The 11,917-nt window shown below is 70.3% G+C and carries 14 protein-coding genes; 8 read left to right on the top strand and 6 right to left on the bottom strand.

Annotated elements, in window-relative coordinates; genetic code table 11:
* Positions 1-7: 7 nt before the first annotated feature.
* Complete coding sequence (locus M6B22_RS13195; RefSeq protein WP_269442018.1) at positions 8-898, bottom strand: AurF N-oxygenase family protein; 891 nt, start codon at positions 896-898, stop codon at positions 8-10.
* Between the two features lie 134 nt (positions 899-1,032).
* Here M6B22_RS13195 and M6B22_RS13190 point away from each other — a divergent pair, with 134 nt between their 5' ends.
* Positions 1,033-1,692: a TetR/AcrR family transcriptional regulator gene (locus tag M6B22_RS13190; protein WP_269442017.1), complete on the top strand. Its 660-nt coding sequence runs from the start codon at positions 1,033-1,035 to the stop codon at positions 1,690-1,692.
* 13 nt (positions 1,693-1,705) lie between these two features.
* On the opposite strand, the gene M6B22_RS13185 is transcribed toward M6B22_RS13190, so the two are convergent.
* The 5 genes from M6B22_RS13185 to M6B22_RS13165 form a co-directional block, all read right to left on the bottom strand.
* Entirely contained in the window at positions 1,706-2,230 is a 525-nt protein-coding gene (locus tag M6B22_RS13185; RefSeq protein WP_269442016.1) for an FABP family protein, read from the bottom strand.
* Between the two features lie 194 nt (positions 2,231-2,424).
* A complete protein-coding gene (locus M6B22_RS13180; protein WP_269442015.1) occupies positions 2,425-2,724 on the bottom strand; it encodes a DUF1416 domain-containing protein in 300 nt (99 codons plus the stop codon).
* A gap of 1 nt (position 2,725) precedes the next feature.
* Entirely contained in the window at positions 2,726-3,559 is an 834-nt protein-coding gene (locus M6B22_RS13175; RefSeq protein WP_269442014.1) for a sulfurtransferase, read from the bottom strand.
* Positions 3,560-3,895: 336 nt separating this feature from the next.
* Positions 3,896-4,747: a hypothetical protein gene (locus tag M6B22_RS13170; RefSeq protein WP_269442013.1), complete on the bottom strand. Its 852-nt coding sequence runs from the start codon at positions 4,745-4,747 to the stop codon at positions 3,896-3,898.
* Positions 4,740-5,534 carry an alpha/beta hydrolase family protein gene (locus M6B22_RS13165; protein WP_269442012.1) on the bottom strand — a complete coding sequence of 265 codons (795 nt, stop codon included), beginning with the start codon at positions 5,532-5,534 and terminating at the stop codon, positions 4,740-4,742. Before M6B22_RS13165 ends, M6B22_RS13170 begins: the two co-directional genes overlap by 8 nt.
* Positions 5,535-5,606: 72 nt before the next feature.
* Between M6B22_RS13165 and M6B22_RS13160 the strand changes: the two genes are divergently transcribed.
* The 7 genes from M6B22_RS13160 to phoU all read left to right on the top strand — a co-directional run bounded on the left by M6B22_RS13160 (position 5,607) and on the right by phoU (position 11,866).
* Positions 5,607-6,338 carry a response regulator transcription factor gene (locus M6B22_RS13160; protein ID WP_269442011.1) on the top strand — a complete coding sequence of 244 codons (732 nt, stop codon included), beginning with the start codon at positions 5,607-5,609 and terminating at the stop codon, positions 6,336-6,338.
* Between the two features lie 9 nt (positions 6,339-6,347).
* Positions 6,348-7,196 (top strand): mycothiol synthase, encoded by an 849-nt coding sequence (gene mshD, locus M6B22_RS13155; protein ID WP_269442010.1) that lies wholly within the window; start codon positions 6,348-6,350, stop codon positions 7,194-7,196.
* Between the two features lie 110 nt (positions 7,197-7,306).
* A complete protein-coding gene (pstS, locus tag M6B22_RS13150; protein WP_269442009.1) occupies positions 7,307-8,440 on the top strand; it encodes a phosphate ABC transporter substrate-binding protein PstS in 1,134 nt (377 codons plus the stop codon).
* An 8-nt stretch (positions 8,441-8,448) separates the two neighbouring features.
* Positions 8,449-9,489, top strand: coding sequence for a phosphate ABC transporter permease subunit PstC (gene pstC / locus M6B22_RS13145; RefSeq protein WP_269442008.1), 1,041 nt, complete (start codon positions 8,449-8,451; stop codon positions 9,487-9,489).
* Positions 9,486-10,409: a phosphate ABC transporter permease PstA gene (gene pstA, locus M6B22_RS13140; protein ID WP_269442007.1), complete on the top strand. Its 924-nt coding sequence runs from the start codon at positions 9,486-9,488 to the stop codon at positions 10,407-10,409. Before pstC ends, pstA begins: the two co-directional genes overlap by 4 nt.
* Before the next feature lie 8 nt (positions 10,410-10,417).
* On the top strand, positions 10,418-11,197 hold the full coding sequence (gene pstB / locus M6B22_RS13135; RefSeq protein WP_269442006.1) for a phosphate ABC transporter ATP-binding protein PstB: 780 nt from the start codon (positions 10,418-10,420) through the stop codon (positions 11,195-11,197).
* A 27-nt stretch (positions 11,198-11,224) separates the two neighbouring features.
* Positions 11,225-11,866, top strand: a complete 642-nt coding sequence (gene phoU, locus M6B22_RS13130; RefSeq protein ID WP_269442005.1) for a phosphate signaling complex protein PhoU — start codon at positions 11,225-11,227, stop codon at positions 11,864-11,866.
* Positions 11,867-11,917: the final 51 nt, after the last annotated feature.

Below are 11,917 nucleotides of genomic sequence, written 5' to 3'. Positions count from 1 at the left end.
CGGCCGATCAGATCAGGTGCACCAGGCGGTAGATCGGCTTGGCGTTCCAGGTGATCAGGCCCTGCTCGCCGAGGAACGCCATGATCTTCTCGCCCATCCAGCGGCGGGTCTCGTGGTTGTGCGGGTTGCGGCGCGCCTCGCGAACGGCACGGCGCTTGTCGAGGCCGGCCCGCTCGTAGACGTCCGGGTTGATCAGCGAGCTGATGACGAACGCGGCCGAGACCGCCGAGACGGTGGTGGCGATGAATCGGCGGACCGGGCCGAGGCCCGGCATCAGCCTCGCCACCTCCTCGCGGGCGAAGCGCACGTGCCGCGCCTCCTCCACCACGTGGATGCGGTTGACCATGCGGATCAGCGGGTTGATCGCTTCGTCGTTCATCGTCGCGCGCTGCAACCGGTCGGTGACCTCCTCGGCGACCAGCACCGGCGCGAACACCGACACGCCCCGCGCGGTCGCCTTGTACAGCCGGGCCAGGTTGTGCACGAACGGCCGCGGCCGCAAGGTCGGCGCGCCGAGCCGGTTGATCAGCTTCGCGAACATGATCACGTGCCGGGTCTCGTCACCGATCTCGGTCAGCGCGTACTGGGTGTGCGCGGCCTGCGGGTCCTGGTGGTAGGCGTAGCGAGCCAGCATCTGGATCAGGATGATCTCGAACCACAGGCCGGTGCCGGCCACGCTCATCAGCTCCAGCTTGGACAGCTCGCGACGCTGCCGTTCGCTCATCTCGGCCCACAGCGCGGTGCCGTACAGCGAGACCCGCTCCATCGGCAGGTACGCCAGTTCGTCCGGGATCTCTGCGTCCCAGTCGATGTCGAGTTGGGGGTCGTAGGAGTTCTTGGACGACGACTTGAGCAGCCGCTCGGCCGTCCGGGCCTGCAGGTTCTGGACCGCGGTCATGGCTGACCACCTCTCGCCTGGATCGCTCATCGTCAGGACTACCTGCCACAAGGTGTACCAGGCAGAACTTCATAAGACAAGCTGTAACAGGCAACTCACGCGGTGCCGGTCGGGCCGGTCGTTAGGCTGCCGGAATGGCCGAGCGGGCGCGGGACGGGCGATCGACCCGCTGGGACCCGCACCGTCGCGAGCGCCGGCTGGCGATCATCACCGCCGCGATCACCGCGATCGAGGAGCACGGCCCGGATGCCCTGACCGGCCAGATCGCGCAGTACGCCGGCGTCCCGCGCACGCACGTGTACCGGCACTTCGACGGCAAGCGGGCGCTCGACCTGGCCGTGTCGGCACACGTCGCGAACGAGCTCGGCACCCGGATCCGCCACGCGCTGGGAACGCGCGGCTCACCACGGCAGATCATCGGCGCTTCCGTCGAGGCACACCTGGCCTGGATCGAGGAGCACCCGAACCTGTACCGCTTCCTCGCCCAGCACGCGTATGCCGTCCCGGCCAAGGACGCGAGTACCGCGGACGCGAAGTCGGTCTTCGCCGCCGAGCTCACCGCGCTGGTGCAGCACTACCTGCGCCTGCTGGGGGCCGCCACCGCTCCTGCCGAGCGGGTGATGGTGGGCGTGGTGGGGATGGTCGACGCCAGCGCGGCCTGGTGGCTGGAACACCGCGACGTGCCGCGGTCGGAGCTGACCGAGGCGCTCAGCACCCAGGTGTGGCTGATCATCGAGAACATGGGGAGCACGCTCGGTCTCGAGCTGGACGCCGACATGGCGCTGCCGGACTGAGCTTCCCCGCCGGTCAGACCCGGGCCAGCCGCGCGTTCAGGTGCGCCGCATAGGGCCGGCCGGCCGGGGCGAGTTCGGTCGCGTAGACCAGCTCGGTGCCGACCACCGCGTACAGCCGCCGCTCGCCGTCGACCTCGCGCGCGGTCGGGGTCGGCACCGCCGAGATGGAGCGCAGGTCCCAGCGCTGATCGCCGGCCACTCCGACGTACAGCAGCGCCTGCCCGGTGTTGGACGAGATCACCGCCTCGACATCGTCCTGTCCGCCGCCCGGACGCCAGAACCCGGACTCACGCCAGGCCAGCCGGATCGTCTCGCCCGCCTCGTCGACCAGCCAGGAACGGGCCTCGTAGGCCAGGAACGGCCGTCCGTCGTGCACGAAGCTCAGCTGCTGGCGGTACCGGAACTGCGCGCCCGTCGAGGCGACGACCCCATCGCCGCCACCCTCCCAGCGCCCGACGAGGGGCAGCAGTGCGAGCAACGCGTCGTGGATCGGCACCCCGGTGCGCAGATCCGCGGTGTCGGCGACCGGTGCGTTCACCGAGCTGCCGCGCCGTCCGCCCGGCTCACCGCTGACCGGAGTAGAGCTTGGCCACGATGTAGAGCGACACGACGGTGATCGCCACGAACGTCGCGATCAGGATGACGAGATAGGTCGCTTCCATACCGGCAGGATATGCCACCTGGTCGTGCAACCTCCCGCGGCGTGCGCCCGCAGGAGGTTGCACGATCGGGTTATCGGAGGTGCAGCGACGCCTCGGTCAGGCCCGGCGCGGCGGCGTGGACCTGCTGGCGCACCTTGCCGTCCTTGTGCAGCACCGACAGCGTCCAGTCGCCGGGCGCGGCGAAGAACCGGAAGTCACCCGTGGCGGACGTGACCACCTCTGCGGTGAACTCCCCGCTCGCGTCGAGCAGCCGGACATAGGCCGACGGGACGGGCGCGCCGTCCTTGCTCACGACGCCGTAGATCACCGTCTCGGTTTCGAGGTCGACGCCCGCGGGCAGCGTGGGGGTCTGGGCCGGAGCACCGCACATGTCAGGCACCCTTCTCGATCGGGACGCCGACCAGCGAGCCGTACTCGGTCCACGAGCCGTCGTAGTTCTTCACGTTCTGGTGGCCGAGCAGCTCGTGCAGCGCGAACCAGGTGTGGCTGGAGCGCTCGCCGATACGGCAGTACGCGATGGTGTCCTTGGCCTCGTCCAGGCCCTGGTCCGCGTAGAGCGCGCGCAGTTCCTCGTCCGACTTGAACGTGCCGTCCTCGTTCGCGGCCTTGCTCCACGGGACGTTCAGCGCGCTCGGGATGTGCCCGCCGCGCTGGCTCTGCTCCTGCGGCAGGTGCGCCGGCGCGAGCAGCTTTCCGGAGAACTCGTCGGGCGAGCGCACATCGACCAGGTTCTGCTTGCCGATCGAGTCGAGGACCTCGTCGCGGAACGCGCGGATGGACAGGTCCTGCTCCTTGGCCGTGTAGCTCGTGGCCGGGCGCTGCACGGTGTCCTTGCTCAGCTCACGGCCGTCGAGTTCCCACTTCTTGCGGCCGCCGTCGAGCAGCTTGACGTTCTCGTGCCCGTACAGCTTGAAGTACCAGTACGCGTAGGACGCGAACCAGTTGTTGTTGCCGCCGTACAGCACGACGGTGTCGTCGTTGCCGATGCCCTTCGCGCCGAGCAGCGCCTCGAACTGCTCCTTGTTCACGAAGTCGCGGCGGACCTGGTCCTGCAGGTCGGTCTTCCAGTCCAGCTTCACGGCGCCGGCGAGGTGGCCGCCGTCGTACGCGGAGGTGTCTTCGTCGACCTCGACGAACACGACACCAGGGGTGTTCAGATTCTCCTCGGCCCAATCGGCCGAGACCAGCACGTCAGCGCGGGCCATGGGTTGCTCTCCTCGAAGTGGATGTGACGGGATGGGGATGTGGGCGCACCGCCGGAACGCCACGACGGTGGCGGGCGGCGGGGTGGGAAACCGGATGAGACGCAAGGCGCAACGGTGGACGGGCCAGCGTGCGGCGGGGCGGAGCCCCCGGTGTCACCCGGTCAGCGCATGCGACACAGGCAGCTGCCCACACGGCACAGGTCGACCGTGCGGCGGGACGTGAGTGCGACACCCACGGCAACGAGCGAGATGCCCATGGCGCTCACAGTAGCCGATCGGCGAAAGCCGCTCCGGCGCGTAGGCCCGGGCCGCTCGGGCGCGGTAGGCACGGCCCGCTCAGGTGCGGATGGCCAGGCAGAGCAGGAAGGCCACCGGGGCAAGGACGCTGATCGGCACCAGCACGCCGACGAACGGGCGCCATCGCTGCCCGGCACCGTCGGCACGCACCGGCAGTTCGCGCTCGGCGAACGCGACCGCGACGGCGAGCAAGCCGACCAGCGCGCCGAGCGAGGCCCCGATGAACGCGCCCCGGCCGCTTGCGAAGGTGCCGAGCCGGTCGGACTGCAGCAGCAGGTAGCCGAGCGACCCACCCAGCCCCGCCGAGGCGACCACGCCGAGCAGCCCGCGCGGCACGTCGGGGTCGAAGCGCGGCAGCGGCGCGATCAGGTCGACGAGGTAGCCGACGACGAGCGCGCCGGCGGCCGCGGCCACCACCCCGGCCACCACCCGGCCGCCGGTCTGGCCGCCGAACTCGTGGCGCAGCTGGAGCAGGGCGGCGAGGGCCACCTCGGCGAGCACGAGCAGCGCGATGCCGCTCAGTGACTGGACGATTCGGCTGCGCGCGGCACCGCGCATCAGCTGGTGGATGAACAGCAGCGGCACGGCGAGGCCGAGCACGGCGAGCAGGGTACCCAGCTTGCCGTGCGGCCAGATCGACACCGAGACGTCCGCGCCCGCGGCGGCCAACGCGGCGAGCACGAGCGCGCCCTTACGCCCGGGCATCCGGCTGCAGAACACCCATCCGGCGGCGAGCAGCGCTTGGGTGACGGCGACGGCGATCAACAGGGCGAGCGCGTTGGTGCGGGCAGCTACCGCCAGCCCGACGCCGACGACCGCGGCGAGCACGAGCGAGCCGGCCTGGACGCGCTCGACGCCCTCGGCCGGCACCGGCTCGTCGCTGTCAGTCACGTGCCTCATCGTCGCAGACCGCCGGCTGCGGGAGCGCGGACCTGGACGTGGCCGCCGCCAGCCAGGCACCGATCCGGTCGAGCAGGTCGGGGGTCGTGGCGGTCTCCGCGTGACCCATGCCTGGCTCGATCCAGATGTCGGCGGCCGGTGCCTGCGCGGCAAGGGCGTCGACGTGCGTGGCCGGGAAGTAGCGGTCGCTGTCGCCGTGCACGATCAGCAGCGGCGTAGGAGCGATCGCCCCCACCACTTCCTCCGGCGCCTCGGGCACCTGCGCCCAGCCTCCCGGGGCGATGCGGGTGCCGCGCAGCAGCCGCGCGCTGGCGCGTCCGGAACGCGTCTCGCACAGCCAGTGCACCAGTCGCATCGGCCGGGTGCCACGCTCGAACCAGGTGCCCGGTGAGCTGACCGCCACCACCGCGTCGGCGGCACCGCCCAGCCCGGCGTACCGCAGCACGGCCGAGCCGCCCATCGACCAGCCGAGCACGGCGACCTGCGCGTAGCCGTGCTCGCGCAACCAGGCAGCGGCGGCAGCGATGTCGAGCGGTTCGTCGGCACCGGCGGTGCACCGGCCCTGCGACTGGCCGTGCCCACGCAGGTCCGGGGCAAGCACGCCGAACCCGCGGGCACTGAGCCCGGCACAGATCGCGCGTACCGGCGCATTGCCCGACGAGCCGGTGAATCCGTGCGCGACCACGCAGCCGACATCGCGCAGGCCCGCGTCCCAGTGCCGCGCGAGCAGGGTGAGGCCGTCGCTGGTGGTGAGGCTGACACGCTGCGGTACGGGCACGACCGGTATTGTCTCGTGCAACAAGTTCGTCCGGGCAGCGCGGCCCACCTCCTCTGCCCACCGGAGGCGTGCGTGGACCTCAGCCTGCTCACCACCGCCAGCCAGCCGACCACCGAAGTACTGCCCGCCCTCGGCCTGCTGCCGCACCGGGTGAGCGTCCTGCCGTTGGACGCCGCCGCGCTCGTCGACCGCAACGCCGGGGACGTGATCCTGCTCGACGCCCGCCGCGATCTCGCTGCTGCCCGCACGTTCACCCGGGTGCTCGCCGCCGCCGAGCTCGCCGTGCCGGTGATCGCGGTGCTGACCGAGGGCGGCCTGATCGCGGTGTCCGCCGAGTGGGCCGTCGATGACTTCGTGCTGGACACCGCCGGTCCCGCCGAGCTGGACGCCCGGCTGCGGCTGGCCGTGGAACGCACCACCCTGCGGGAGAACCCGACGCCGGATCAGGTCGACATCGGCGAACTGACGATCGACGAGAGCACCTACAGCGCACGGCTGTCCGGTACCCCGCTCGACCTGACCTACAAGGAGTTCGAGCTGCTGAAGTTCCTCGCCCAGCACCCCGGCCGGGTGTTCAGCCGCTCGCACCTCGTCCAGGAGGTCTGGGGCTATGACTACTTCGGCGGCACGCGCACCGTCGACGTGCACGTTCGCCGGCTGCGCGCCAAGCTCGGACCCGAGCACGACGCGATGATCGGCACCGTGCGCAACGTCGGCTACAAGTTCGTCCGCCCGCCCGAACCGTCCGGTCGCGCCGGTCACGAGTCGGCCAGCCGCGATCCGGCGGCGGACCCGGGCCGCTAGCGTCGGCACGTGGCAGTCGACGTCAGCGCAGCGAGCAGCCTCGGCCCCGACGACCGCGCGGCCGTGCACGCTCTCGCCGATCGGATCTCGGACGCCGCGGGTGCGCCCGCGCTGTCCGACCAGGCGCTGACCCAACTGGCCGAGCCGGGCGTGCGGCACCTGCTGGCCCGCGACGGCACGGCGCTCGCCGGGTACGCGCAGCTCACCGCCGGCGCGCTCGAGGTCGCCGCCGAACCGCGCGCGATGGACGCCCTGCTGACGGCGGCGGAGGGCGCCACCGACGGCGAGCTGCTCGTCTGGACGCACGGCACACACAGCGCGCTCGCCGCGGCGGTGGCCGCACGGAGCTACGAACCGGTCCGGGTCCTGCACCAGCTGCGTCGACCCGCCGAGGTAGCCGTCCCGGAGCACGCGCTGCCGCCGGACGTCCGGGTCCGCCCGTTCCGGGTGGGGACGGACGAGGACGCCTGGCTGCGCGTGAACGCCGCAGCGTTCGCTGCGCACGCCGAGCAGGGCGGCTGGCGCCGGCCCGACCTCACGGCACGCGAGCGGGAACCGTGGTTCGACCCGGCCGGCTTCTTCCTCGCCTGGCGCGGCGACGAACTGGTCGGGTTCCACTGGACGAAGGTGCACGCCGACGGTCTCGGTGAGGTGTACGTGCTCGGCGTCGCGCCCGCCGGGCAGGGCTCCGGCCTGGGCGCGGCGCTGCTGGTGATCGGGCTGCGGCACCTGGCCGAGCGCGGCTGCCCGCAGGTGCTGCTGTACGTCGACGAGTCCAACACCGCCGCGATGCGCCTCTACGAGCGGTACGGATTCGCCCGTCACGACGTCGACAGGCAGTGGCGCGCCACTCGGTAACCCGCACGAACTCCGGCGTTCATCCGAGGTTCATCCATGCCGCCCCGTCGCGCCATCTCGCGCTCCTAACGTCCGGCCTGACACCAGGAAATGGATGAAGGAGACACCACGTGAAGCTGAACCGAACCGGCGTGGCAACAGGACTGCTCGCCGGGGCGATCGCGCTCGCGGCGTGCAGTAGCAGCGCGAACGGCGGCAGCAACGACAACCCGCCGGCGAACACGGGCGCCCGGACGTCCGCGTCGTCGACCCCGTCCGGCCAGGACTGCCCGAGCGGCACGTTGAACGCCGAAGGCTCGACGGCGCAGACGAACGCGATCAACCAGTGGATCAAGGACTACCAGAGCGCCTGCAGCGGGGCCACCGTCAACTACAACCCGACCGGATCGGGCGCGGGGATCACCGCCTTCACCGCCGGCCAGGTCGACTTCGCCGGCTCGGACTCCGCGCTCGACCCGGGCAAGGGTGAGGTCGCGGCGGCGCAGCAGCGCTGCGCGAGCACACCACTCGACCTGCCGATGGTGGTCGGCCCGGTGGCCATCGCCTACAAGCTCAAGGGCGTCGACAAGCTGATCGTCAACGGTGAGCTGATCGCCAAGATCTTCCTGGGCAAGGTCACCACCTGGAACGACCCGGCGATCTCGGCGCTCAACCCGGGCGTGACGCTGCCGAGCACGAAGATCTCGGTCTTCTACCGCTCGGACTCCTCGGGTACGACTCAGAACTTCGAGAAGTACCTGGCGGCGACGGCGCCCGGCATCTTCACCGCCAAGCCGGACAAGGACAGCTCGAAGGCCGGCTTCGCGGGGCAGGGCAAGGCGAAGTCGCAGGGCGTCGCCGACGCGATCGCCGCGACCGAGGGCGGGATCGGGTACGACGAGTACTCCTTCGCCGTCGCGAGCGGGCTGTCCACCGCCCAGATCGACAACGGCGGCGGGCCGGTCGAACTGTCCAAGGAGACGGCCAGCACGGCCGCCGGTGCCGCCAAGGTAGTGGGCACCGGCAACGACCTGAGCCTGCAGATCGACTACGCGACCAAGACGCCCGGGGCGTACCCGCTGATCCTGGTCACGTACGAGATCGCGTGCAGCAAGTACAGCGACCCGACCGCGGGCGCGTTCGTGAAGTCCTTCCTCAGCTACGCCTCCGGCGGCGGTCAGAACGGGCTGGCCCAGCTCGGCTACGCGCCGCTGCCGAGCGAACTGCAGGCCAAGGTACAGGCCGCGGTCGCGACGATCCGCTGACCGCATCCATGGCGAAGGAGGAGGTGCTGGTGGGCGACTCGACGCAGGTGCCCACCAGCACCACCATGCCGCTCGAGGAGACCACCGTCGCCCCGGACACCGAGACCGAGAGCGAGCTGGTGCCCGGCGGCCTTGCGCGACGGACCCGCACGAGCGGCCTGGGCGAGCGTCTCTTCCGCCTGCTGACGGGCGGTTCCGCCGCGTTCGTGGTCGTGCTCGTCGTGCTCGTCGCGGTGTTCCTGCTGGCCCGGTCCGTCCCGTCGATCCGCGCCGACAAGGTCAACTTCCTCACCTCGACGGAGTGGGCGCCCACCGCCGGGAACCTGCGCTTCGGCGTCGCCGCCCTGCTCTACACGACCGTCGTCATCTCGCTCGTCGCGATGGTGATCGCGGTGCCGATCGCGGTGGGTATCGCGCTGTTCATCACGCACTACGCCCCGCGCCGCCTGGCCCGGCCGACCGCGCACGCGATCGACCTGCTCGCGGCGATCCCGTCGATCATCTACGGCATCTGGGGCGCCCGGGTGCTGGCACCTCAGCTGACCGGCGTTCAGGACGCGCTGTACCACCTCGGCGGATTCGGGTTGTTCAAGGACAAGAACGTGCCGACCGGCAGCCTGTTCGACGGCGGCGTGGTACTGGCGGTGATGATCTTGCCGATCATCTCCGCGATCAGCAGGGACGTCTACGCGCGAACGCCGCGGCAGAACATCGAGGCGGCGTGGGCACTCGGCGCGACGAAGTGGGAGATGATCCGGTTGGCGGTGCTGCCCTACGGCCGGGCCGGCGTCGTCAGTGGCGCGATGCTCGGCCTCGGTCGCGCGCTCGGCGAGACCCTCGCCGTCTACCTGATCCTGTCCAAGGTCAGCGTGTTCTCGCCGTCCCTGTTCAGCGGCGGCGAGACGTTCGCGTCGAAGATCGCCAACAACTCCAGCGAGTTCAACAACCCGGCCTCGACCGGCGCGTACATCGCCGCAGGCTTGGTGCTGTTCGTGCTGACCTTCGTGGTGAACGCTGCCGCCCGCTGGATCGTCCGGGAGCGAACATGAGCACCCTGGCCGTACGCAAGGTGAAGAACGCGACCGCGACCGCCGCGGTCACGGCCTGTTTCCTGATCGCGATGGTCCCGCTGGCCTGGCTGCTGTGGACCGTGATCAGCAAGGGCTGGCGCCAGGTCGCGTCGGCGTCGTGGTGGACCCAGACGCAGCGCAGCAAGACACCTGGCGACCCCGGCGGCGGCATGTTGCACGCACTCGTCGGCACGCTCGAGCAGGTCGCGCTCTGCACGGCGATCTCGGTACCGATCGCGTTGTGCGTAGGGATCTACCTGGTCGAGTACGGGCGCGGCGCGTTCGCACGGGTGACGACGTTCATGGTCGACATCCTGACCGGGATCCCGTCGATCGTTGCGGCGCTGTTCATCTACGCGCTGTTCATCTCGACGTTCCACCAGGTGCGCTCGGGCTGGCTGGTCTCGCTCGCCCTGGTGATCCTGATGGTGCCGGTGATCGTGCGCACCACCGAGGAGATGCTCAAGCTGGTGCCGGACGAGCTGCGCGAGGCCTCGTACGCGCTCGGCGTGCCCAAGTGGAAGACGATCGTGCACGTCGTGCTGCCCACGGCGTTCACCGGCCTGGTGACCGGCGTCGTGCTGGGCATTGCGCGCGTGGCCGGCGAGACCGCACCGCTGCTGATCCTGGTGGGCTACTCCAACAGCCTGAACACCGATCTGTTCAACGGGTTCCAGGGCTCGTTGCCGACGATGATCAATGACCAGTTCACCAACCTGAACCACGCCACGGGTACGAGCGCGTACCACCTGGACGTGAACGGCAACAGGGTCGCCGGCGCCGTCGCCAACTACGCCCCGGACCGGATGTGGGGCACCGCGCTCACGCTGATCATCATCGTGCTCGCGCTGAACATGTTCGCCCGCTTCCTCGGGCGATTCACCAAGACTGCCGAGTAGGGAACGCCATGGCACAGAGCATCGAGGCGCACGACCTGAACATCTATTACGGCAAGTTCCTCGCCGTCAGCGAGGTGAATCTCACGATTGCGCCGCGCTCGGTGACCGCCTTCATCGGGCCGTCCGGCTGCGGCAAGTCGACCGTGCTGCGCACGCTCAACCGCATGCACGAGGTGATCGCCGGCGCGCGGGTCGAGGGCACGGTACTGCTGGACGGCGAGGACATCTACGACAACCGGGTGGACCCGGTCGACGTGCGCCGCACCGTCGGCATGGTGTTCCAGCGGCCGAACCCGTTCCCGACCATGTCGATCTACGACAACGTGGTGGCCGGGCTGAAGCTGCAGAACGGCCGGACGAAGAAGGCCGACCTCGACACCGTGGTCGAGCGTTCACTGCGTGGCGCGAACCTGTGGGAGGAGGTCAAGGACCGGCTGGCCAAGCCCGGCTCGGGACTGTCCGGCGGTCAGCAGCAGCGGCTGTGTATCGCGCGAGCGATCGCCGTCGAGCCCGCGGTGCTGCTGATGGACGAGCCCTGCTCGGCGCTCGACCCCATCTCCACGCTGGCGATCGAGGACCTCATTCAGCAGCTCAAGACGAAGTACACGATCGTGATCGTCACGCACAACATGCAGCAGGCGGCGCGGGTGTCCGAGCGCACCGCGTTCTTCAACCTCGCCGGCATCGGCCGGCCCGGCCAACTGGTCGAGATGGACGACACCCAGACGATCTTCTCCAACCCGTCCGACCGGCGCACCGAGGACTACATCTCCGGCCGCTTCGGCTGACACGGCACCACCTCCGGAAAGGTAACCATGCGCGACATCTACCACGACGAACTGGACGACATCGGCAAGCAGGTGATCGAGATGGCCAAGCTGGTGGCCGTCGCGATGGATGACGCCACGCAGGCGCTGCTGGACGCGAACCTCGCGCTGGCCGAGCAGATCATGACCGGCGACAGGCGGGTGGACGCGCTGCGCGTCGAGCTGGAGGACCGCTGCTTCCAACTCATCGCGCAGCAGCAGCCGGTGGCGACGGATCTGCGTGTGCTGATCAGCACGATCCACCTGGCCGGTGACCTGGAGCGGATGGGCGACCTCGCGCACCACGTCGCGAAGATCGCCCGGCTGCGTTACCCCGAGGCCGCGGTGCCCGACCAGTCCCGCGACGTGATCTCGCAGATGGGCGCCGTCGCGCTGTCGTTGGTGCACAAGGTGGCCGACGTCGTCGACGGTCGCGACGTCGCGCTGGCCCAGGCGATCGAGGCCGAGGACGACTCGATGGACGCGCTGCGACGCAAGCTGTTCACGCTGGTGCTCTCGCCGAACTGGGCGTCGGGTACCGAGGCGGCGATCGACGTGACCCTGCTCGGCCGCTACTACGAGCGGTACGCCGATCACGCGGTGGCGGTGGCGCGGCGCACCAGCTTCATCGTCACCGGCCAACGGCCCTGACCGCCGTGTTGCCGGCGGTGGTCGCGGCGGCGCGCATGGCCTAGACTGCGC

This window comes from Jatrophihabitans cynanchi (genome assembly GCF_027247405.1).
Lineage (GTDB): Bacteria > Actinomycetota > Actinomycetes > Mycobacteriales > Jatrophihabitantaceae > Jatrophihabitans_B > Jatrophihabitans_B cynanchi.
This window is presented reverse-complemented; position numbering and strand designations above follow the sequence as displayed.

Coding starts and splice junctions, on each gene's coding strand:
- M6B22_RS13195 (WP_269442018.1), bottom strand. CDS start 898: ATGACCGCGGTCCAGAACCTGCAGGCCCGGACGGCCGAGCGGCTGCTC.
- M6B22_RS13190 (WP_269442017.1), top strand. CDS start 1,033: ATGGCCGAGCGGGCGCGGGACGGGCGATCGACCCGCTGGGACCCGCAC.
- M6B22_RS13180 (WP_269442015.1), bottom strand. CDS start 2,724: ATGTGCGGTGCTCCGGCCCAGACCCCCACGCTGCCCGCGGGCGTCGAC.
- M6B22_RS13175 (WP_269442014.1), bottom strand. CDS start 3,559: ATGGCCCGCGCTGACGTGCTGGTCTCGGCCGATTGGGCCGAGGAGAAT.
- pstC (WP_269442008.1), top strand. CDS start 8,449: ATGGCGAAGGAGGAGGTGCTGGTGGGCGACTCGACGCAGGTGCCCACC.
- pstA (WP_269442007.1), top strand. CDS start 9,486: ATGAGCACCCTGGCCGTACGCAAGGTGAAGAACGCGACCGCGACCGCC.
- pstB (WP_269442006.1), top strand. CDS start 10,418: ATGGCACAGAGCATCGAGGCGCACGACCTGAACATCTATTACGGCAAG.
- phoU (WP_269442005.1), top strand. CDS start 11,225: ATGCGCGACATCTACCACGACGAACTGGACGACATCGGCAAGCAGGTG.